Origin of the sequence: Pseudomonas sp. WMBT8 (assembly GCF_050916005.1) — a bacterium.
In the GTDB taxonomy this organism is placed as follows: Bacteria; Pseudomonadota; Gammaproteobacteria; order Pseudomonadales; family Pseudomonadaceae; genus Aquipseudomonas.
The window spans coordinates 1,747,058-1,769,748 of sequence record NZ_CP188096.1 but is presented as its reverse complement, the minus strand read 5'-3'; the positions used below and the strand labels follow the sequence as shown (position 1 = coordinate 1,769,748).

Here is a 22,691-nt window from a genome sequence, read left to right as displayed (position 1 = left end):
CCCCATCCGCTTGAAAGCAGCCATACTGAACTTATTGCAGTCCCCTGGAGGAACGCCTCATGACTTACGAACATATTCTGGTCGCCGTGGACCTGACCGAAGAGTGCGATCCGGTGATCAAGCGCGCCGTGGCCATTGCCGGCGATACCGTGAAGCTGTCCCTGGTGCATATCGTCGAACCCATGGCCATGGCCTTTGGCGGCGACGTGCCGATGGATCTTTCGCAACTGCAACAGCAGCAGTTCGACCAGGCCAAGGAACGCCTGGACCGACTGATTGACAAGTATCCCGCGCTGAAAAAAGACCAAAGCCACCTGACCTATGGCCAGCCGCGCCAGGAAATCCACCACCTGGCCAAGGAACAGAGCTGCGACCTGATCGTGGTCGGCAGCCATGGTCGTCACGGCTTGGCGTTGCTGCTGGGCTCCACTGCCAACGATGTACTGCACGGCGCGCCTTGCGACGTACTGGCAGTGAAGCTGGTAAAAAGCTCGTAAGAACACTGCAAATCAAATGTAGGAGCTGGCTTGCCTGCGATAGCAGTCTGTCAGTTGATACATCTGGTGGCTGGCAAACCGCTATCGCAGGCAAGCCAGCTCCTACCTATTGAAGTGCATTTCATATAAAAAAACCGGTGCTCGTAAGAGCGCCGGTTTTTTATTGCCGCCAAATCATTCAGGCATCCAGCTCGGCCCAACGCTCAACCAATACTTCCAACTCCTGGTTCAGCTTCTCAAGGGACTCGATGACCTTGGCCGTTTCTGCCGCAGGACGCAGGTAGAAACCCGCGTCAGCCATGTCGGCCTCCACGCCAGCGATCTGCTTTTCCTTGGCCTCGATCTCACCCGGCAGGGCTTCGAGCTCACGCTGCAGCTTGTAGCTGAGCTTCTTCTTGGCGGCCGGCGCGGCTTCTTGAACCGGTGCAGCAGCCGACGGTGCAACCACCGCAGAGTTCAAGTCGGCCTTGCCGGACTTGCTCTCGGTCACACCCAGCAGGCGCGGCGAGCCGCCCTGGCGCAGCCAGTCCTGGTAACCACCGACGTATTCGCGCACCTTGCCTTCACCCTCGAAGACCAGGGTGCTGGTGACCACGTTGTCGAGGAATGCCCGGTCGTGGCTGACCATCAGCACGGTGCCGTTGAACGTCAGCAGGACCTCTTCCAGCAACTCCAGCGTTTCCACGTCGAGGTCGTTGGTCGGTTCGTCGAGCACCAGCAGGTTGGCCGGCTTGCTGAACAGCTTGGCCAGCAGCAGACGCGCACGCTCACCGCCAGACAACGCCTTGACCGGCGTACGCGCACGTTGCGGGCTGAACAGGAAGTCCCCCAGGTAGCTCAACACGTGGCGGCTCTGGCCGTCGATGTCGATAAAGTCGCGGCCTTCAGCGACGTTGTCGATCACGGTCTTTTCCAGGTCCAACTGGTGGCGCAGTTGGTCGAAGTAGGCCACGTCGATGCGCGTGCCCTCTTCCACGGTACCGCTGGTCGGTTGCAGGCCACTGAGCATCAGCTTGAGCAAGGTGGTCTTGCCGGTACCGTTGGCGCCCAGCAGGCCGATGCGGTCGCCGCGCTGCAGGACCATGGAGAAGTCCTTGATCAGGAACGGGCCATCCGGGTGATGGAAGCTGACGTTCTCCAGGACCATGACCTGCTTGCCCGACTTGTCGGCGGTTTCGAGCTGGATATTGGCCTTGCCAGTGCGTTCGCGACGCTCGCTACGCTCCACACGCAAGGCTTTCAGGGCCCGTACGCGGCCTTCGTTACGGGTGCGACGGGCCTTGATGCCCTGGCGGATCCAGACTTCTTCCTGGGCCAGTTTCTTGTCGAACAGCGCGTTGGCGGTTTCTTCGGCGGACAGCGCGGCCTCTTTGTGCACGAGGAAGCTGGCGTAGTCGCCGTTCCAGTCGATCAGGCCGCCGCGATCCAGTTCGAGGATGCGCGTGGCGAGGTTCTGCAGGAAGGAACGGTCGTGCGTGATGAACAACACGGCGCCCTGGAAGTCCTTGAGGGCTTCTTCAAGCCAGGCAATCGCGCCGATATCCAGGTGGTTGGTCGGTTCGTCGAGCAGCAGCAGGTCCGGTTCGGAAACCAGGGCCTGGGCCAGCAGGACGCGGCGACGCCAGCCGCCGGACAATTCGGCGAGGGTCTTGTCGGCCGGCAGTTGCAGGCGGCTCAAGGTGCTGTCGACCAATTGCTGCAAGCGCCAGCCATCACGGGCTTCTAGGTCTTGCTGGACGTGCATCAGTTTATCCAGGTCGGCATCGGTGACGCAGTTCTGGGCCAGGTGATGGTATTGGGCAAGCAATGCGCCCACGCCGTCGAGGCCTTCGGCAACCACGTCGAACACGGTCCGTTCGTCGGCCACCGGCAATTCTTGCGGCAATTCGCCGATCTTCAGGCCCGGGGCGCGCCACACGGAGCCGTCATCGGGCTTCTGGTCGCCTTTTACCAGCTTCATCATGCTGGACTTGCCGGTGCCGTTGCGGCCGATGATGCACACCCGCTCACCACGGGCGATCTGCCAGGACACCTTGTCCAACAACGGCATAGCGCCGAAAGCAAGGGACACATCGCTGAATTTGAGCAGGGTCATACGCTTCTCCAAAAACTGGGCGCGCATTCTACCTGAGTTGGGGGGTGAAGCGGCCGGCATTTTCGTGCCCGACACGTTCTGTAGGACATTTCTTGAGAACTTCAGCGAAGCGGCCTGCAAAGCTTTCACCGGCTGCGGGCAAAAGGCTAAGCTAGGGGCAATCAGTGTCGGCGGCGCCGGCACTAGTCCTGATTTCTTTGCACGGACGTCTCATGCGCAGTCGCCTTTTCAGCTTTTTATCTTGCCTGCTTCTTTCCTCCACCGCCGTCCAGACCGCCCAGGCAGTGGACCTGACCACCCAACGCCAATATTACGACCAAGCCAAGCGCGCCCTGGCCAAAGGCGATACCGGTCCCTACATGCAATACAGCCAGGCCCTGGCCGATTATCCGCTGACGCCGTACCTGGCCTACGACGAACTGACCGCTCGCCTGAAGTCCGCGAACAACCAGGAAATCGAACAGTTCCTGGCCAAGCATGGCGACCTGCCCCAGGCCAACTGGATGAAGCTGCGCTGGTTGCGCTGGCTGGCCGAGCGTGGTGATTGGCAGACCTTTGAAAAGTACTACGACGCCAAGCTCAATTTCACCGAACTGGACTGCCTGCATGGCCAGTACCAGTTGAGCCACAACCTCAAGGCCGAAGGCTACAAGACTGCCGAAGCCCTGTGGATGACTGGCAAATCCCAACCGGCCGCCTGTGATGCCACGTTTGGCCAGTGGGCCGCCGCTGGGCAGTTGACCGAACAGAAAATCTGGGACCGCGCGAAGCTGGCCGCCGAGGCCCGCAACTATCCCCTGGCCAACAGCCTGGTGAAAACCCTGCCCACCCTGGGTGCCCAGGGCCGCCTGATGGTGGATGTGGCGCAAAAGCCCACCATGCTCAGCGACCCATCGCGCTTCCTGCCCGCCACTGAAGCCATGTCCGACGCCGTCGGCCTGGGCCTGCGCCGCCTGGCGCGCCAGGACCCGGAACAAGCCATGGCCCTGCTGGATGGGTATGCCAGCAGCATGCACTTCTCGCGCGACGAAAAAGTCTCTATCGCCCGGGAAATCGGCCTGACCCTGGCGCGCCGCTACGACCCGCGCGCCCTGGACGTGATGACCAAATACGACCCGGAGCTGCGTGACAATACCGTCTCCGAATGGCGCCTGCGCCTGCTGCTGCGCCTGGCCCGCTGGGAAGATGCCTATCAGTTGACCCGCAAGCTGCCCCAGGACCTGGCCACCACCAACCGCTGGCGCTATTGGCAGGCCCGTGCCCTGGAGCTGGCCGAGCCGAAGAACCCGCAAGCGCTGGTCCTGTACAAAGGCCTGGCAAAGGAGCGGGATTTTTATGGCTTCCTTGCCGCAGACCGCTCCCAGGCTCCGTATCAACTGAATAACCAGCCGCTGGTGATGAGCCAGGCCCTGGTCAACAAGGTGCGCAATACCCCGGGTGTACGCCGCGCCCTGGAGTTTTATGCCCGCGGCCAGATCGTCGACGGCCGCCGCGAGTGGTATCACGTCAGCCGTCACTTCAACCGTGACGAAATGGTCGCCCAGGCCAAGCTCGCCTATGACATGAAGTGGTACTTCCCGGCGATCCGCACTATCAGCCAAGCCAAGTACTGGGACGACCTGGACATCCGCTTCCCCATGGCCCACCGCGACACCCTGGTGCGTGAAGCCAAGGTCCGTGGCCTGCATTCGAGCTGGGTGTTTGCTATCACCCGCCAGGAAAGCGCGTTTATGGATGACGCCCGTTCCGGCGTGGGCGCCAGCGGCCTGATGCAATTGATGCCCGCCACCGCCAAGGAAACCGCACGCAAGTTCAGCATCCCGCTGGCGTCACCGCAGCAGGTGCTGGACCCGGACAAAAATATCCAGCTCGGCGCCGCCTACCTGAGCCAGGTCCACAGCCAGTTCAACGGCAACCGCGTGCTCGCCTCCGCCGCCTACAACGCCGGCCCTGGGCGCGTACGCCAATGGCTGCGTGGCGCGGACCACCTGAGTTTCGACGTGTGGGTGGAAAGCATCCCCTTCGACGAAACCCGCCAGTATGTGCAAAACGTGCTGTCTTATTCGGTGATCTACGGGCAAAAGCTCAATTCACCACAACCGCTGGTGGACTGGCACGAACGTTATTTCGATGACCTGTAGGAGCCGACCTGGCGATGGCGATCTCACGGACGCCATCGCCAGCCCCCCCTACACGGGTTCTTCGCTAAATTGCAGGGCCGCCAGCCGCGCATACAGCGGGTTGCTGGCAATCAGCTGCTGATGTGTGCCCACAGCCACCAATTTCCCCTGATCCATCACCGCAATCCGGTCGGCGTTTTTCACCGTGGCCAGGCGGTGGGCGATCACCAGGGTGGTACGCCCCTGCATCAATTGCGGTAATGCCTGCTGGATCAGGTGTTCACTCTGCGCGTCCAGGGCGCTGGTGGCCTCGTCCAGCAACAGGATGGGCGCATCCACCAGCAAGGCCCGGGCAATCGCCAGGCGTTGGCGCTGGCCGCCGGAAAGGCCCATGCCGCCATCCCCCAGGTGGGTCTGGTAACCGTCAGGCATTTGCAGGATGAAATCGTGGGCGTGGGCAATGCGCGCCGCCTCTTCGACCTGGGCAAAACTGGCCTTTGGGTTGCCGTAGCGAATGTTGTCTTCGACGCTGCCAAAAAACAGCGCCGGGCTTTGGGACACCAAGGCAAAACAGCGGCGCAGGTCCAAAGGATCGAGGCTGGTCAGCGGTCGGCCTTCGAGCAGCACCTGCCCCTGTTGCGGGTCGTAGAAGCGCAACAGCAAGTCGAACAGGGTGGACTTGCCCGCCCCGGACGGCCCGACCAGGGCCAGGGTTTCTCCGGCCTTGATACTCAGGCTCAGGCCCTCGATGGCAAAGCGATCGGGACGCGACGGGTAGGAAAAGTACAGATCCTGTAGCTCCAGGCGGCCACTGACCCGCTGCGGCAACGTGATCACGCCCGTGGCAGGCGCGTGGATGTCATTGTTCGACTGCAACAGCTCGGCAATCCGCTCCGCCGCCCCGGCGGCCCGTTGCAACTCGCCGATCACCTCGCTCAAGGTGCCAAAGGCGCTGCCGACGATCAAGCTGTAGAACACAAAGGCCGCCAGCTCACCGCCGGAGATGCGCCCGGCGATCACATCCATGCCACCCACCCACAGCATCACGCCGACAGCGCCCAGCACCAGCACAATCACCAGGGTGATCAGCCAGGACCGCTGCACGATGCGTTTGCGCGCCGTGGTGAACGCCTCCTCCACCGTCACCGCGAAGCGCTGCTCATCCTGCGCCTGATGGTTGTAGGCCTGCACGGTCTTGATCTGGCCCAGGGTCTCGGACACGTAGCTGCCGACGTCGGCAATCCGGTCCTGGCTCTGGCGCGACAGGCTGCGCACGCGGCGGCCAAAGACCAGGATCGGCGCCAGCACCAGCGGCAATGCCACCACCACAATGCTGGTGAGCTTGGGGTTGGTGATAAACAACAGCACAATCCCGCCGATCACCATCAACGCATTGCGCAGGAACAGCGACAGGGATGAGCCGATCACCGATTGCAGCAAGGTGGTGTCGGCGGTCAGGCGCGACTGGATTTCCGAGCTGCGATTGTTCTCGTAGAACCCCGGATGCAGGTAGATCAGGTGATTGAACACCTGCCGGCGAATGTCCGCCACCACCCGCTCGCCGATCCACGACACCAGGTAGAAGCGTGCAAACGTGCCCACCGCCAGGCCCAGCACGAGGATCATGAACAGACCGATGGACTGGTTGAGCAGGTGCGGCGACTGGGTCATGAAGCCCTGGTCCACCAACAGGCGGATGCCCTGGCCCATGGACAACGTAATGCCTGCGGTGACGATCAGCGCCAGCAAGGCGCCGACGGCCTGCCAGCGATAGGGGGCGATAAAGCGCATGGCCAGGCGAATGGCGCGGCGTTGACGGGCTGAAAGCATGGAGAGCATCACCTGAGGAAGACAACCTCAAGCCTACACCGCAATCGGATTGAACTTGGGTAAATCACAATGAGTCAGGTTAATTATGCCCGGCAAGACTAGGCCCTAGAGGCTATCGGTCTAAAGTGCGGCTGGAAATCCAAAGTGATTTCTGCTGGACTGGGCATTCGATCCGTCGACGGGCCATGGAGTTGTAACAGCTCGGTCACGCGGGGGAATTAGAGTAGGTACACAACCTGATGAGGAGACAGGCCATGTCCTTGCAAAACAGCAGCACTGACAAAGTTGAAGTAATCCGCCAGCCACAACAGTTGCCTTGCTCGTACATCGATGCCCAGGGCCGCGAAGTGCAGATTACCGAAGAGATGATCCAGGGCGCGTGCGCCGAACTGGAGCAGAAACTGGTCAAGCCTGCCCAGCAAGGCTGATACGCCCCAGCTCTTTCAGACCCGGCCCCGGTGGCCGGGTTTTTTATGCCTACGCTGTGTACATCAGCAAAGGTTTGCGCCCAGGGCGTTGACGAGGCCGTGCAACGCCGCCGACTCCCCGCTGATCCGCACCTTCAAGCCGTCAATCTCGCGGCGATCCGGGTAATGCTTGCGCAGCAGGTCGAAGGCCTTGCGCTGCTGCTCCACAGTGCCCACCAGGCTGCGGCGAAAATCCGCATCGTCACGGCGCGGGTCATAGACGCTGCGGCACAGCGTCGCCAGGGCCCAGGCCGGGTCGGTGCTGGCATGCAGGTTGACCTCGGCCAGCCAAGGCTCGGGCAGCAAGTCACTCAGTTGGATGCTCGCCGGCTGGCCAAGGTGCGCGCACAGCGCCTGGTAGATCTGCGCCGTGCCGCGCTGCTTGCCGTCCAGGCTGTAGCCGGCGATATGCGGGGTCGCCAGCACGCACAACTCGGCCAGCTCGACATCCACCTCAGGCTCGCCTTCCCACACGTCCAGCACCGCCTGCAGGTCTTCGCGCTCCAGCAACACCTCGCGCAGCGCCGTGTTATCCACCACCGGGCCACGGCTGGCGTTGATCAGCCAGGTACCGGGCTTGAGTTGCTCCAGGCGCTGGCGATCCAGCAGGTGCCAGGTCGAGCCATTGCCGGATTTTTTCAGCGGGGTATGCAGGCTGATCACATCACATTGCTCGATGATCTGCTCAAGGCTTACGTAATCACCGTCTTCGACAATCTGGCGGGGCGGATCGCAGACCAGCACCTTCCAGCCCAGGCCCCTGAGCACCTTGACCAGGCGCCCGCCCACTTCACCGGCACCGACGACGCCATAGGTGCGCTGGTTCAGGTCCGCACCCTCGATTTCAGCCAGGGTCAGCAGGCTGCCCAGCACATAGTCCACCACCCCACGGGCGTTGCAGCCCGGCGCGCTGGACCATTGGATACCGGCCTTTTGAAAGTAGTCGAGGTCCAGGTGATCGGTGCCGATGGTGCACGTGCCGACAAACCGTACCGGCGTGCCTTCGAGCAGCGCCCTGTTGACGTTGGTCACCGAACGCACCAGCAGCACATCGGCCTGTTCAATGGCGGCGCGGTCGATGGCGCGGCCCGGCACCCGGCGGATCTCGCCAAAACCTTCAAAGAACGCATCGAGCAGCGGGATATTTTCGTCGGCAACAATCAACATGGCAGGCTCCTTTGGCGGACCCGCAGTGTACAGGCACCAGCCTGTGGCGCGTTTACAAATCCGCTACACAGGTATTTTCCTGACCTACCCGTCAAGGCGTAGAATGCGCCGTCCTGCGCTCCCCCTTATCGGACATCTGCACGTGAACACTGCCACTCTGCCCCTCTCCCGCCCTGCCCGCGTTCGCCGGGAAGTCCACAGCCTGCTGGCGCTGGCCCTGCCGATCATGATCGGGCAACTGGCAACCACTGCCATGGGGTTTGTCGATGCAGTGATGGCCGGGCGCGTGAGTGCGCGGGACCTGGCGGCGGTGGCCCTGGGCAATTCCATCTGGATCCCGGTGTATCTGTTGATGACCGGCACCTTGCTGGCCACCACCCCCAAAGTCGCCCAGCGCTTTGGCGCCGGCAGCCACACCGAGATCGGCCCGCTGGTGCGCCAGGCGTTGTGGCTGGCGCTGGTGGTGGGGTGCACCGCGGCATTGCTGTTGATCAGCGCCGAGCCGATCCTGCATGCGATGAACGTCGACCCCGAGCTGATCGCCCCCTGCATGGGCTACCTGCACGGCATCGCGGCGGGCATGCCGGCGGTGGCGCTGTATTACGTACTGCGTTGTTTCAGTGACGGCCTGGGCCGCACGCGCCCGAGCATGATCCTCGGCCTGGGCGGGCTGGCGTTGAATATCCCGCTGAACTACGTGTTCATCTATGGCCATTTCGGCGTGCCGGCCATGGGCGGCGTGGGCTGCGGCTGGGCCACCGGGATCGTGATGTGGGCAATGATGCTGGGCTTCGCCGCCTGGACGCGCTGGGCCCCGGTCTATCAAGCCAGCGAGCTGTTCAAGCGCTTCGACTGGCCGAAATGGTCGGTGATCAAGCGCATCCTGGGCATCGGCCTGCCGATTGGCATCGCCGTGTTTGCCGAGTCGAGCATCTTTGCGGTGATCGCCCTGCTGATCGGCAGCCTGGGCGCAACTGTGGTGGCCGGGCACCAGATCGCCCTGAACTTCAGCTCCCTGGTGTTCATGATTCCCTACTCCCTGAGCATGGCCGTGACCGTGCGGGTCGGCCAGGCCCTGGGCCGTGGCGAACCCCGTGAAGCGCGCTTCGCCGCAGGCGTGGGGATGGGCACCGCACTGGCTTATGCCTGCCTGTCGTGCAGCCTGATGCTGTTGTTTCGCGAGCAGATCGCCACGATCTACACCGCCGACCCGCAGGTGGTCCAGGTGGCGGCGATGCTGATTGTGTTTGCGGCGCTGTTCCAGTTCTCCGATGCGATCCAGGTGACCGCCGCCGGCGCCCTGCGTGGCTACCAGGACACCCGCGTGACCATGATCCTGACCCTGTTCGCCTATTGGGGCGTGGGCCTGCCGGTGGGTTACTTGTTGGGCCTGACCGACTGGCTGGGCCAGGCCAACGGCCCGAGCGGCTTGTGGCAGGGGCTGATCGTCGGCCTCAGCTGCGCGGCGGCGATGCTGGTAGTGCGCCTGGCACGCAGTGCGCGCAAGCGCATCCGCACGGCGGTTTAAGCGAGCTTCTTGCGGATCCAGTACAGGTAAGTACCGGCCTCTTCGCGCTGTTCTACCAGTTCATGGTCCAGGAACACGCAGAACTTGGGGATATCGCGACGGGTCGAGGGATCGGTCGCGATGACCTTGAGCAGGCCGCCCGGCGCCAGGTCGCGGATGTGCTGGTGCAGCATCATCACCGGTTCCGGGCAGTTGAGGCCGGTGGCGTCGAGGGTGCCGTCGACGGGTATATCCGAAAACTGACTCATACTTCACTCCGAAAACAGATCCGCCCCTGTGTGGGAGCGGGCTGCCCGCGATGACGTGGGCACATTCAACATTGATTTCGATTGTTATAACGCTATCGCGGGCAAGCCCGCCCCCACATTTTGGAGCGGTGCCCGCCACAGGATCAACGGGCCTTGGGTTTCTTTACGTCCAGGCGGCGCAGGTGGCAGGTCACTTCCTCGCGGTCGTGGTACAGCTGCTTGCAACCGATTTCCACGCGAATGCCTCGCGCCTTGAAGCCTTCTTCGATGCGCTCCAGCAGGCGCTTCACTTCGGCATAACGCTGTTTCATCGGCAACTTGAGGTTGACCACCGCTTCGCGGCAATGCCCCTCGCCAATCCAGGTTTCCAGCAGGGCTGCGTTGCGCGCCGGCTTCTCGACGATATCGCAGACCATCCAGTCCACCGGCTGCTTGGGGGTGAAGGTAAACCCATCCGCCATCAGGTGTTGCACCAGGCCGGTGTCCATCAGGCTTTCGGCCATGGGGCCGTTATCGATCGCCGTCACCAGCATGCCACGGTTGACCAACTGCCAGGTCCAGCCGCCCGGCGCTGCGCCAAGGTCCACGCCGGTCATGTCGCCGTGCAGGCGCTCGTCCCACTGGTCCCGGGGGATAAAGTGGTGCCAGGCCTCTTCCAGCTTGAGGGTCGAGCGGCTTGGCGCGTCACGGGGGAATTTCAGGCGCGGGATGCCCATCGGCCACATCGCCGAGTTATTTGACTCGGCCAGGCCCATGAACACTTCGCGGCCGCTCTTGAAGGTCAGCAGCAGGCGCGGCTTGCTCGGGTCTTCGACCAGTTTGCCGGCGGCCAGCAGGGCCTTGCGCAGGTGCACTTCGAATTTCTTGCAGAAGTTCGACAGTTCCTTGCCGTCGTTGGTATCGACCATTTCCAGCCACAGGCTGCCGCACACAGGGAAATCGCGCAGGTGCGCGAGGATCACGCTGATGCGGTCGGTCTCTGGCAAGTCGATGAACACCCCACGCGCCCACTGCCTTGGGAAGATCAGCTCGGCAAACCGCTGGCCGCGCATCAGGCGCTGGGCGCCGTCTTCTTCGGTGCAGACAAATTCGGCGCAGGCGCTGCCGGTCTTGGCCTTGGCATAGCCGGAAACGTTCAGGCGCGCGGCGTGTTCCGCGATCTCGGAACAGACTTCGCCTTCAAAACCCGGGCGGCAGTGCATAAAAAGGGTGTTCATTGAATCTCCTGGCAACTGGCTTGCTCTATCGCAATGCCTGTCATGAAAACGCGCGCATGATAGCTGAGTTCGGAACCTTGGACTTGTCCATAGAGTCCAGTTATTAGCCTGCTACTGAAAACAGGGCTAAGTTGAAAGCTCTGTTCGTCCCGTCAGGTCCGTAGCCGTGCGGACCATAAGGAGTCATGTAATGTCATCCGTTGATAGCCTGAGAACCCTTAAGACCCTGCAAATCGACAGTAAGACCTACCACTACTTCAGCTTGCCCGAAGCCGCCAAGAGCCTGGGTGACCTGGACAAGTTGCCGATGTCCCTCAAGGTGCTGCTGGAAAACCTGCTGCGCTGGGAGGACGAAAAAACCGTCACCGGCGCCGATCTCAAGGCGCTGGCCGCCTGGCTCAAGGAGCGTCGCTCCGACCGCGAGATCCAGTACCGCCCGGCCCGGGTACTGATGCAGGACTTTACCGGCGTACCCGCCGTGGTCGACCTGGCCGCCATGCGCGCCGCCGTGGCCAAGGCCGGTGGCGATCCGCAGCGCATCAACCCGTTGTCGCCGGTGGACCTGGTGATTGACCACTCGGTGATGGTCGACAAGTTCGGCAACGCCGATGCCTTCGAGCAAAACGTCGATATCGAAATGCAGCGCAACGGTGAACGCTATGCGTTCCTGCGCTGGGGCCAGAGCGCCTTTGATAATTTCAGCGTGGTACCACCGGGGACCGGCATCTGTCACCAGGTCAACCTGGAATACCTGGGCCGCACGGTGTGGACCAAGGACGAGGACGGCCGCACCTACGCCTTCCCGGACACCCTGGTGGGCACCGATTCCCACACCACCATGATCAACGGCCTCGGCGTCCTGGGCTGGGGCGTGGGCGGGATCGAGGCGGAAGCGGCGATGCTCGGCCAGCCGGTGTCGATGCTCATCCCGGAAGTGATCGGCTTCAAGCTCACTGGCAAATTGAAAGAAGGCATCACCGCCACCGACCTGGTGCTGACGGTCACGCAAATGCTGCGTAAAAAAGGCGTGGTGGGTAAATTCGTCGAGTTCTATGGCGACGGCCTCGCCGACCTGCCCCTGGCCGACCGCGCGACCATCGCCAACATGGCCCCGGAATACGGCGCCACCTGCGGCTTTTTCCCCGTCGATGAGGTGACCCTGGACTACTTGCGCCTGTCGGGCCGGCCTGCGGCCACCGTCAAGCTGGTCGAGGCGTACACCAAGGCCCAGGGCCTGTGGCGCAATGCCGGTGAAGAACCAGTGTTCACCGACAGCCTGGCCCTCGACATGGGCACCGTCGAAGCCAGCCTGGCCGGGCCCAAACGCCCGCAGGACCGAGTCTCGCTGCCGGATGTGAGCCAGGCGTTCACTGACTTCCTCGACTTGCAGTTCAAACCTGCCAGCAAGGAAGAAGGTCGCCTGGAAAGTGAAGGCGGCGGCGGTGTCGCGGTGGGTAACGCCGACCTGGTGGGTGAAGCCGACTACGACTTTGAAGGCCAGACCTATCGCCTGAAAAACGGCGCGGTGGTGATCGCCGCGATCACCTCCTGCACCAACACCTCCAACCCCAGCGTGATGATGGCTGCAGGCCTGGTCGCGAAAAAAGCCGTGGAAAAGGGCCTGAGCCGCAAGCCCTGGGTAAAAAGCTCGCTGGCGCCAGGCTCCAAGGTGGTCACCGACTACTACAACGCCGCCGGCCTGACCCCCTACCTGGACCAATTGGGCTTCGACCTGGTGGGTTATGGCTGTACCACCTGCATCGGCAACTCCGGGCCATTGCCCGAGCCTATCGAGAAAGCCATCCAGAAAGCCGACCTGACCGTGGCGTCGGTGCTGTCCGGCAACCGTAACTTCGAGGGCCGCGTGCATCCGCTGGTGAAAACCAACTGGCTGGCCTCGCCGCCGCTGGTGGTGGCCTATGCCCTGGCCGGGACCGTGCGCATTGATATCAGCAGCGAGCCCCTGGGCACCGGCAAGGATGGTGCGCCGGTCTACCTGCGCGATATCTGGCCCAGCAGCCAGGAGATCGCCGACGCGGTGGCCCAGGTCAGCACCAGCATGTTCCACAAGGAATACGCCGAGGTGTTCGCCGGTGACGCACAATGGCAAGCCATTGAAGTGCCACAGGCCGCGACCTATGTGTGGCAAAAAGACTCCACCTATATCCAGCACCCGCCGTTCTTCGATGACATCGCCGGGCCGCTGCCGGTGATCAAGGATGTGCAGGGTGCCAATATCCTGGCCCTGCTTGGCGACTCGGTAACCACCGACCACATCTCCCCGGCCGGCAATATCAAGGCCGACAGCCCGGCCGGCCGTTACCTGCGCGAACAGGGCGTGGAACCGCGGGACTTCAACTCCTACGGCTCGCGCCGTGGCAACCATGAAGTGATGATGCGCGGTACCTTCGCCAACATCCGTATCCGCAACGAAATGCTTGGCGGCGAAGAAGGGGGCAACACCCTCTACATTCCCACCGGCGAGAAGATGCCGATCTACGATGCGGCCATGAAGTACCAGGCGTCCGGCACGCCACTGGTGGTGATCGCCGGCCAGGAATACGGCACTGGCTCCAGCCGCGACTGGGCCGCCAAGGGCACCAACCTGCTGGGGGTCAAGGCGGTGATTGCCGAGAGCTTCGAGCGCATCCACCGCTCCAACCTGGTGGGCATGGGCGTGCTGCCGCTGCAGTTCAAGCTGGACCAGAACCGCAAGGCGCTGCAACTGACCGGTAAGGAGAAGATCGACATTCTCGGCCTGACCGATGCCCAGATCGAGCCACGGATGAACCTGACGCTGGTGATTACCCGCGAGGATGGCCGCAGCGAGAAGGTCGAGGTGCTGTGCCGGATCGACACCCTCAATGAAGTTGAATACTTCAAGGCGGGTGGGATTCTGCACTATGTACTGCGTCAACTGATCGCTTCGTAAACCGCGCAGCACACCTCTCGCTGAGGGGTGTGCTGTTTGTTCAGCACAGGTTTATTGGTCTTTAAATCCCAGTTGTTTGAACAACGTGGCCATATTGTAGTAATCCGTGCACTCGATGATTTTACTATTGGCGGTTTTAATCACGCACACCCCGCGAACCAAAATCTCTTTATGGGTTGCAGCCCGATCAAACAACGTCCCTTTGTGCGTGCCTGTCATATGCCATTGAATAGTGCCGCCGCCCTCTCCCAGGCTGATCACTTCCTCGAACACCTTGAAGTCCGGCAAGGCTTGCCTGATCAAGTCGAAAAACCCGCCTAACTCGGGTTTTCCCTTCATTTTCATTTCAGCCGCGACATCCTCGTAAATGCAATCATCTGCAAAGATCGCGAGAAATCGCTGTTTGGAGGAAGTGGACCATGCGTCGGCCCATTCTTTAATCAGTTGATGATCATTCATTGTAAATGCCTCTGAAAGTCGGGAACACGCCTCTTGCGCTGCATACTCCGCCTGACAGATACACCTTCAACTCCTGCTGAGCAGATACTCCCTCTGTTCGTAAGCGTGAAAAAAGCTTAGTTGCCTCCGCGCCATCCAACCAATGTCCAGATGGCGGTTTTTTCATTTAAGTGATCAATGGCGCTCCGTATAATCGGCCGCTGATTCCTGGGCGCCGATTAATGCTGAGCGCCCGCTTGACCGTCACAAGGACTTCTCATGTTTGCTGCTTTACCCTGGCTGTACCTGGCGCTTCTTTCGATTGGCTATGCGCTGGCCCTGACCTATGGACAACTGGGGTTGCTGGCGCTGGTATCGGTCGGTTTACTGGGGGGCGCCGGGTATGCCGTGCGCCAACAACACATCCCCTGGGCCCGCTACCTCGGCCATGGCCTGTTCATCGTATTGGCCCTGGGCCTGGCGATGCACTGGCTGCCCGGTTTCTACAACGGTCGCGGCATCGACCCACAGCGCTTCACGGCCGATGCCGTGCCCTTCTCGATGTACCTGAACCAGGACAAGCCGCTGATCGGCTTCTGGCTGCTGCTCGCCTGCCCGTGGATCGTCGCTCGCCGCCCGTTGCGCCTGTCGATCTACGCCACGGCCCTGGCCTTGACCCTGACCACCATCGCCGCCCTTGGCGGTGCGGTACTGCTGGGCATCATCAGTTGGGCCCCCAAATGGCCGGACCAGGCCTGGCTCTGGGTGTTGAACAACCTGTTGCTGGTGACCCTGGTTGAGGAGGCACTGTTTCGCGGCTACATCCAGGGCGGCCTGAGCCGGCGCTTCAAACAACTGCCCTACGGCGAAAACCTCGCCTTGCTACTGGCTTCGCTGCTGTTTGGCCTGGTGCATGTGGGCGCGGGTTGGCAGTGGGTGCTGCTGGCCAGTATCGCCGGCGCGGGGTACGGCCTGGCCTACCGCTTCGGCGGCCTGGGCGCAGCGATTGCCACGCACTTTGGCTTGAACCTCCTGCATTTCGGCTTGTTTACCTACCCGATGCTGGCGGGCTGAGCAGTCCCTCTGCACTGAACACAAAAGCCGCCTTCGGGCGGCTTTTGTGTGTTCGGCGCTCGATAAAACCTAGCCGGACGGTCAGTGGTCGCCCCTCCCCCCGTTCGGCAGAATGCCTAGGAGCTTTCGTACTCACCCAACCAGCAGCGTTTCAATTGCCGGGGTTGCGATGAGGCAACCCACGCCTGTGTGTCAGGCATCCAATAAGAACCCACGCCCATGCCTCTCAAGACCCTGTCCATCTTCGGCACTCGCCCGGAGGCCATTAAAATGGCACCGCTGGCGATCCAACTGGCAAGCGATGCCCATTTCGACTCGAGAGTCTGCGTCACCGCGCAGCACCGCGAGATGCTGGATCAAGTTCTCGAGCTGTTTGAACTGGTGCCGGACTATGACCTGAACATCATGAAAGCCGGGCAAAACCTGACAGATGTGACCACGGCCATCATCCAGGGGCTCCAGGCAGTGCTGGATGACTTCAAGCCGGATGTGATCCTGGTCCATGGCGACACCGCTACCACCTTCGCTGCCAGCCTGGCGGCCTATTACCGGCAGATTCCGATTGCCCACATCGAGGCCGGGCTGCGTACCAACGACCTGTATTCACCCTGGCCGGAGGAAGGCAATCGACGCCTGACCGGCAGCCTGGCGACGCTGCACTTTGCCCCCACGCAAACCTCCCGGCAAAACCTGCTCAAGGAAGGCGTGGCCCCGGACAGGATCCATGTCACGGGCAATACCGTGATTGATGCGCTGCTCAGCGTGGTAGAGAAGCTGATGCCGATGCGCGCCCGGCTTGATCGACAGTTTTCGTTCCTGCCCAAGGGGCAACGCATGGTGCTGGTAACCGGGCATCGCCGGGAAAACTTTGGCGAGGGTCTGGAGCGTATCTGCCAGGCCCTGGCAGACAGCGCCCGGTGCTTTCCAGAGGTGGCCTTTGTTTACCCGATGCACCTGAACCCCAATGTGCAGAAGCCGGTAAAACGCCTGTTGGCCGGGATCGACAATGTGTACCTGATCGCCCCGCAGGATTACCTGCCCTTCGTGTACCTGATGACCCGCGCCTACCTGATTCTCACCGACTCGGGCGGCATCCAGGAGGAAGCGCCCGCCCTGGGCAAGCCGGTACTGGTGATGCGCGATACCACCGAGCGCCCCGAGGCTGTGGCGGCAGGCACCGTCAGGCTGGTCGGCACCGAGGTCAGTTGCATCACCCACCACCTTAACCAGTTGCTGGAGAACGAGGCCGCCTATCGGCAAATGAGCATCGCCCATAACCCTTATGGCGACGGGAATGCTTGCGTGCGTATCCGGGCTGCGTTGCTGGACCTGCCGCAAAAAAGCGAGGCCGCTGCATGAATGTCGAGAAGATTTGCGTCATGGGCCTGGGCTACATTGGCCTGCCCACCGCGGCCATTTTTGCCTCGCGCAAAAAGCAGGTGATCGGCGTGGATATCAACCAGCGCACCGTGGACATCATCAATCGCGGAGCCGTGCATATTGTCGAGCCCGAGCTGGAGCTGCTGGTCCACGGGGTGATCACCCAAGGCTACCTACGGGCAACCACTACGGTGGAGCCTGCCGAGGCGTTCCTGATCGCCGTTCCCACGCCGTTCACGGGCAACCATGAACCTGACCTGAGCTACATCCGGGCCGCTATCGAAGCCCTGGCTCCGGTGCTGAAAAAACACGACCTGGTCGTCCTCGAATCCACCTCACCAGTGGGCACTACCGAGCGCATGGCCCAGTGGCTCGCCCGGGCACGACCCGACCTGACCTTCCCGGCGACCCACGGCCAAACCAGTGATATCCGCGTTGCCCACTGCCCGGAGCGTGTGTTGCCGGGCCATGTACTGCGCGAGCTGGTGAGCAATGACCGGATCATCGGCGGCCTGACGCCGGCGTGCTCGGCGGCCGCCACCCAGTTGTACCGGACATTCGTCAAAGGCCAATGCATCGAGACCGACGCACGCACGGCAGAGATGTGCAAGCTCACGGAAAACAGCTTTCGCGACGTCAATATCGCCTTTGCCAATGAGCTTTCAATGATCTGCGCACAGTTGAAGATCAACCCCTGGGAGCTGATTCGCCTGGCCAACCATCACCCGCGGGTGAACATCCTCCAGCCAGGGCCGGGTGTGGGCGGGCACTGCATTGCCGTCGACCCGTGGTTCATCGTCAGCAAGAGCCCGGACCTGGCGCGTTTGATCCGCACGGCGCGGGAGGTCAATGAGCATAAGCCGCAGTGGGTGATCCAGCAGGTCAAGCTGGCGCTGGCATCCCTGCTGCTCAAGCGTACCGACCTGCAGGCCGGCAGCGTGCGCATTGCCTGCTATGGCCTGGCATTCAAGGCCGATATCGATGACTTGCGTGAAAGCCCGGCCTTGAGTATCGCCCGGCAACTGGGCCAGGAACTGGGGGTCAAGCTGCTGCTGGTGGAGCCCAACATCGAGGCGCTGCCCGCCGACATGGCCATGCACTCGCTGACCGACACCGTCGACGCCCTCGAGCGCGCACAGATTCATGTGTTGCTGGTCAGGCACCGCGAGTTCGTCTCGATGCCCGCCCTGCGCGATGGCCTTCTGGTGATTGATGCTGCCGGCGTGCTGGCAGCCTGAGAGGTACCGATAATGAATGCGATGGAACGCGCCGCACACAAGCAAGTGCGCCACGACCTGGAGGAGCAACGCGCTACCAGCGAACAGCTGCAGGCTGCCCTCAGCCAAGCCCGTGAGCAGATCGCCACGCTCAATGACAACCTGCACAGTGCCAATGCCAAGCGCCATCTGGCAGAACAGCGGCTGATCAAGACGCGCGCCAGCCTCACCTATCAATTGGGTTATCAATTGAAGGCCGGCACCCGCTCGCTGGGCGCATTGCTGCGCCTGCCAGCGACCTTGTTCAGGCTGTACCGCCAGGCCCGCAGGAGCCGTCCGAACACCCAGCAAGCAAGCGCTGAGCACCCACGACAGCCGCTGCCAGCCACGGCACCGGTTACAGCGACACCCCGGCCCCGTCCGCTGGCAGAGGCCGACTACATCCACGACCACCTGTTGCCAGGCGCCCAGGACAATGCCCAGCCACTGAGAGTGGCCTGCGTGATGGACCCGTTTACCTACGATGCCTACCGCCACGAATGCCAGTTGCTGCAACTGACCCCGGCCCACTACCTGGCAGAACTTGAAGCGTTCCAACCCGAGCTTCTGTTTATCGAGTCGGCTTGGCGCGGCAAGGATGACTTGTGGCACAACAAAGTGGGGCACAACTGCGAGGAACTGCGGGGCACCTTGCAGTGGTGCAAGGAGCACGGCGTGCCCACGGTGTTCTGGAACAAGGAAGACCCCGTGCACTACGAAACCTTCCTCAACACGGCCAAGCAATTGGACTTTGTATTCACCACCGATATCGACTGCATTCAGCGCTATAAAGGCGCATTGGGTCACGAGCGTGTCTACCTGCTGCCCTTTGCCTGCCAGCCCGTGGTGCACAACCCGATTGAGCTGTATGAACGCAAGGACGGGTTCTGCTTTGCCGGTGCCTACTACGTCCGTTATCCCGAACGGACCCGTGACCTGGTCAATCTCATCAGCGAACTGCCACGCTTGCGCCCCTTGGAGATCTTTGATCGCAACTTCGGCAAACAAGACGCCAACTATCAGTTCCCCGCCGAATATCAACCCTACATCGTCGGCACGTTGAGCCCTGCACACATGGACCTGGCCTACAAAGGCTATCGCTACGGGGTCAACCTCAACTCGATCAAGCAATCCCAGTCCATGTTCGCGCGGCGCGTCTTCGAGCTGCTGGGCTCCAACACCCTGACTGTCAGCAATTTTTCCCGTGGCCTGCGCGTATTACTGGGTGATCTGGTAATTACCACCGACAACAGTGCGCACATGCTCAACCGGCTCAAGGCGCTGGCGGATAACCCGCAACATAGCGCCAGACTGCGTCTGGCCGGTTTGCGCAAGGTGATGCAGGAACATACCTACGCCCATCGCTTGCGCTATGTCATGGCCAAAGTCAGCGGCACGCCCCAAGACGATCCCTTGCCCACGATTTGCATCATCGCCAATGCGCTCAACAATGCCGAGCTGCTGGCACTGACCCGGCACCTGCAGCGCCAGCGCTACAGCAATATCATCATGAAGGTCGTGGTGAACACGGGCGTAACCGCAACAGACCCGCGATTACACCTGATCAGCCGCACGCAGTTGAACGCCGTTACCGTGGCTGAACTGGCCAACGGCGCCGCCTGGGTTGGCGCGATGGTCGCGCAGGACTACTACGGCCCCCACTACCTGCTCGACCTGGCCCTGGCCACGCGCTACAGCCAGGCCAACGTGATCGGCAAGGCGGCGCACTACGTAGCCGATGAACATGGCATCCACCTGCACAATGCCGGGCAGGACTACCGCTGCGCCAGCGCCATCGCCGCCCGTTGCGCGCTGATCAAGCCCTCATTGCTGGCCAGCCAAACGGTTGGCGACTGGCTCCGCGCCCTGCCCTCCCTTGAGTACCGCAACCCGAAGGCCCTGGCGAGCGACGTCTTCAACTACTGCAAAAACGCGGCGGGCACCCACCCGCAGCAGGTCAGCGCCATGGTGGATGATCTTGCGGTGGATAGCGGTGTGAGCCTCGCCACCCTGCAACGGCACGCCGAAACCATTCCCCCGCTGCAAGCGAGCGCCAGTACGCCGTACATCAGTGGTGCAGCCCTGGCGAAACTGTTTGCCCCCATCGCCAGCAAGTTCCTGCAAACCAAGGTCGATGCCGATACCTGGCATATCTCCTCATCCCTGGCGGACGGTAGGCACGAGTACCATTACGCCAGGCAGGAACTGCCCGTGGCCCAACTGGCAACCGACGCGCCTCTGCAACTGTTCCTCGACGCCACCCCAGGCTTGAACATTCAGTTGGTCGTCCTGTTCCTGGATGCACAGAAACAACGCATCAGCCATCTGCTGCAAACGGCCAATCGCAACCAGAGCTGCGAGGTCCCTCCCGAAACCGCCTACGTGCGCCTGGGAATCCGTGCTTACGCAAGCGGCAGTTCCACGATCAAGGAACTGGTCCTCGGCCATCGTGATATCCAGCCATCCACACTGCTCGCCAAGGCCGGGCACCTACTGCTGACCAACCACTACCCGGCCTATGACGATCTGTACCGCAACGGCTTTTTGCACACCCGTGTAAGCGCCTATCAAACACAAGGCTTGCCGGTGGATGTGTTTCGCCTGCGCGCAAATGAGCCGGTCAGCTATCAAGAGTTTGAAAACGTCGATGTCATCACTGGCTCCCAGGCAGCCCTGGCCAACATGCTTGGGTCAAGGTGTTATCAATCGGTGCTGGTGCATTTTCTGGACCCGCAGATGTGGGAAGTCCTGCGCCTGCACGCCATCCCCACCATCGTCTGGGTGCACGGTTCCGAAATCCAGCCATGGTGGCGTCGGGCGCACAACTACGGCAGCGATGCGCAACGGCAACTGGGCAAGCTCGAAAGCGAGCGGCGCATGGGCTTCTGGCGCAAGCTGCTAAACCCCATGCCGGCCAATTTGCAGTTGGTGTTCGTATCGCATCACTTTGCCGAAGAGGTCATGGAAGACCTGGGCTTTCGCCTGCCAAAAAACCAGTACCGGATCATTCACAACCCGATCAATACCCAGTTGTTTTCCTATCAGGAAAAACCGCCGGAACAGCGCAAGAAAATCCTCTCGATCCGCCCTTATGCATCGCGCACCTATGCCAATGACCTGAGCGTCAAGGCCATCCAGTTGCTGGCGCAAAAGCCCTGGTTCAGTGAACTGCAGTTTCGCCTGATCGGGGATGGGCCGTTATTCGAGGAGACATTGGCGCCCCTGCGCCAATACCCCAACGTACAGATTGAAAGGGGCTACTTGAAACAGTCCGAAATCGCCGAACTGCACAAACACTATGGGGTATTCCTGTGCCCCAGCCGCATGGATACCCAAGGTGTCTCTCGTGATGAAGCAATGGCCTCGGGCCTGGTACCGATCACCAATCGAGTCGGGGCAATACCGGAGTTTGTCGATGACAACAGTGGTTTTCTAGCGGCCCCGGAAAGTTTCATCGAGCTGAGCGAAGCCATTGAAACCCTGTTCCTGCACCCCTGCACTTTCCAGGAAAAATCCCTGAGCGCCAGACAACGCGTGGTCATGCAAAGCGACACGCTGCAGATTTCAAAAGCTGAACTCAACCTCATACGAGACACAAATGACCATCGAGAAAGAGTCGACACTCCAGATAATCCTGCTATCGACACTCGGCTGGTGCATGTCATTGGCTCGTAAATTCATACGAGTCACTCCGACAGCAACTTTCACCGCCCATACCGCACATTTTTGTGCGCAAGGCCTATTGATCGTAACGTTTCTGTTACCGCTGAAAATCCTCATCCTGCTGGGCTCCGAGGCAATTCCCGAATATTTGCCGCAGGCATTCAAGTCGTTCAGCAAACCCTGGCTGATTATTGGCCTCAGTTTATTGACCGCTGTGTTTTATGGCCTCTATTTGCTGTCGGAAGTTATCGCGTCACGTTATTCAAGAACGGGCGCCTACCAACTAATGAACCACAACCAGAAGTCCAACAGTCTGGGTAACCAGCGACCTCTGGCAGTACTGGCGTTCTCCAGGTTCACTCGGGGCTTGTCTGCGGCCAGTTTTGTGACCATTGCCCTGAGCCTATTGCTTTACATCTACCCGGCGCTGCTGACCATTGCCCTGGCCTATATTGCGGGGGTCACGACACTGATCATCGTTTTATACAACCGTAAACACCGCATACGTTCAATTGTGCAGCGCCATCATCATGCGTTGCTCAATGCACTTTCGTCCCTGGGGTTCCTGGGGACGTTTGCCTTCATGGTCATGGACTTTCTGTACATGACACCTGCCCCCATCTCTATCGCGCTCATTTCATTGATTCTGGTCCGGCAAAGCCTTGCCCGGCTCAAGTCGATGATTGAGGACGCTATCTACCTGAAAAACCATCAACAGAAAATCAATGCGCTGTTCTTCGCCTATTGATTGCCAACGTGCCGAACAGGAGTGGGTTCCC

16 protein-coding genes are annotated in these 22,691 nt (G+C 61.2%); 10 read left to right on the top strand and 6 right to left on the bottom strand.

The window, feature by feature from the left end:
• Nucleotides 1-59: 59 nt before the first annotated feature.
• Nucleotides 60-497: a universal stress protein gene (locus tag ACO77H_RS07800; protein ID WP_169954187.1), complete on the top strand. Its 438-nt coding sequence runs from the start codon at nt 60-62 to the stop codon at nt 495-497.
• A 178-nt stretch (nt 498-675) separates the two neighbouring features.
• On the opposite strand, the gene ACO77H_RS07795 is transcribed toward ACO77H_RS07800, so the two are convergent.
• Nucleotides 676-2,592 (bottom strand): ATP-binding cassette domain-containing protein, encoded by a 1,917-nt coding sequence (locus tag ACO77H_RS07795; protein WP_432755230.1) that lies wholly within the window; start codon nt 2,590-2,592, stop codon nt 676-678.
• A 212-nt stretch (nt 2,593-2,804) separates the two neighbouring features.
• Here ACO77H_RS07795 and ACO77H_RS07790 point away from each other — a divergent pair, with 212 nt between their 5' ends.
• The gene (locus ACO77H_RS07790; protein ID WP_169954291.1) at nt 2,805-4,733 is read left to right on the top strand and encodes a transglycosylase SLT domain-containing protein; all 1,929 of its coding nucleotides are present in this window, start codon (nt 2,805-2,807) and stop codon (nt 4,731-4,733) included.
• 48 nt (nt 4,734-4,781) lie between these two features.
• On the opposite strand, the gene ACO77H_RS07785 is transcribed toward ACO77H_RS07790, so the two are convergent.
• A complete protein-coding gene (locus ACO77H_RS07785) occupies nt 4,782-6,551 on the bottom strand; it encodes an ABC transporter transmembrane domain-containing protein (protein ID WP_432755741.1) in 1,770 nt (589 codons plus the stop codon).
• Nucleotides 6,552-6,796: 245 nt separating this feature from the next.
• Here ACO77H_RS07785 and ACO77H_RS07780 point away from each other — a divergent pair, with 245 nt between their 5' ends.
• Nucleotides 6,797-6,970: a PA1571 family protein gene (locus tag ACO77H_RS07780; protein WP_029300072.1), complete on the top strand. Its 174-nt coding sequence runs from the start codon at nt 6,797-6,799 to the stop codon at nt 6,968-6,970.
• A gap of 63 nt (nt 6,971-7,033) precedes the next feature.
• On the opposite strand, the gene pdxB is transcribed toward ACO77H_RS07780, so the two are convergent.
• Nucleotides 7,034-8,176 carry a 4-phosphoerythronate dehydrogenase PdxB gene (gene pdxB / locus ACO77H_RS07775; RefSeq protein ID WP_432755229.1) on the bottom strand — a complete coding sequence of 381 codons (1,143 nt, stop codon included), beginning with the start codon at nt 8,174-8,176 and terminating at the stop codon, nt 7,034-7,036.
• A gap of 142 nt (nt 8,177-8,318) precedes the next feature.
• On the opposite strand from pdxB, the gene ACO77H_RS07770 reads away from it, so the two are divergent.
• Complete coding sequence (locus ACO77H_RS07770) at nt 8,319-9,704, top strand: MATE family efflux transporter (protein ID WP_169954292.1); 1,386 nt, start codon at nt 8,319-8,321, stop codon at nt 9,702-9,704.
• Here the strand turns inward: ACO77H_RS07770 and tusA are convergent.
• Both tusA and rlmM read right to left on the bottom strand, forming a co-directional pair.
• Nucleotides 9,701-9,952 carry a sulfurtransferase TusA gene (gene tusA, locus ACO77H_RS07765; protein ID WP_432755228.1) on the bottom strand — a complete coding sequence of 84 codons (252 nt, stop codon included), beginning with the start codon at nt 9,950-9,952 and terminating at the stop codon, nt 9,701-9,703. The genes ACO77H_RS07770 and tusA overlap by 4 nt on opposite strands.
• A gap of 143 nt (nt 9,953-10,095) precedes the next feature.
• Nucleotides 10,096-11,169: a 23S rRNA (cytidine(2498)-2'-O)-methyltransferase RlmM gene (gene rlmM / locus ACO77H_RS07760; protein WP_029300064.1), complete on the bottom strand. Its 1,074-nt coding sequence runs from the start codon at nt 11,167-11,169 to the stop codon at nt 10,096-10,098.
• A gap of 190 nt (nt 11,170-11,359) precedes the next feature.
• Between rlmM and acnA the strand changes: the two genes are divergently transcribed.
• On the top strand, nt 11,360-14,101 hold the full coding sequence (gene acnA / locus ACO77H_RS07755; protein ID WP_170043335.1) for an aconitate hydratase AcnA: 2,742 nt from the start codon (nt 11,360-11,362) through the stop codon (nt 14,099-14,101).
• Nucleotides 14,102-14,152: 51 nt separating this feature from the next.
• Here the strand turns inward: acnA and ACO77H_RS07750 are convergent, their stop codons facing one another.
• The gene (locus ACO77H_RS07750; protein WP_169954194.1) at nt 14,153-14,560 is read right to left on the bottom strand and encodes an ester cyclase; all 408 of its coding nucleotides are present in this window, start codon (nt 14,558-14,560) and stop codon (nt 14,153-14,155) included.
• A gap of 258 nt (nt 14,561-14,818) precedes the next feature.
• Here ACO77H_RS07750 and ACO77H_RS07745 point away from each other — a divergent pair, with 258 nt between their 5' ends.
• From ACO77H_RS07745 to ACO77H_RS07725, 5 genes are all read left to right on the top strand, one after another.
• A complete protein-coding gene (locus ACO77H_RS07745) occupies nt 14,819-15,613 on the top strand; it encodes a CPBP family intramembrane glutamic endopeptidase (RefSeq protein WP_169954195.1) in 795 nt (264 codons plus the stop codon).
• Between the two features lie 219 nt (nt 15,614-15,832).
• Complete coding sequence (gene wecB, locus ACO77H_RS07740) at nt 15,833-16,972, top strand: non-hydrolyzing UDP-N-acetylglucosamine 2-epimerase (protein ID WP_169954196.1); 1,140 nt, start codon at nt 15,833-15,835, stop codon at nt 16,970-16,972.
• Nucleotides 16,969-18,231: a UDP-N-acetyl-D-mannosamine dehydrogenase gene (wecC, locus tag ACO77H_RS07735; protein WP_170043333.1), complete on the top strand. Its 1,263-nt coding sequence runs from the start codon at nt 16,969-16,971 to the stop codon at nt 18,229-18,231. The genes wecB and wecC overlap by 4 nt, the downstream gene beginning before the upstream one ends.
• A 12-nt stretch (nt 18,232-18,243) precedes the next feature.
• Nucleotides 18,244-21,924: a glycosyltransferase family protein gene (locus tag ACO77H_RS07730; RefSeq protein WP_432755227.1), complete on the top strand. Its 3,681-nt coding sequence runs from the start codon at nt 18,244-18,246 to the stop codon at nt 21,922-21,924.
• Entirely contained in the window at nt 21,848-22,660 is an 813-nt protein-coding gene (locus ACO77H_RS07725) for a hypothetical protein (protein ID WP_432755226.1), read from the top strand. Before ACO77H_RS07730 ends, ACO77H_RS07725 begins: the two co-directional genes overlap by 77 nt.
• Nucleotides 22,661-22,691 lie beyond the last annotated feature (31 nt).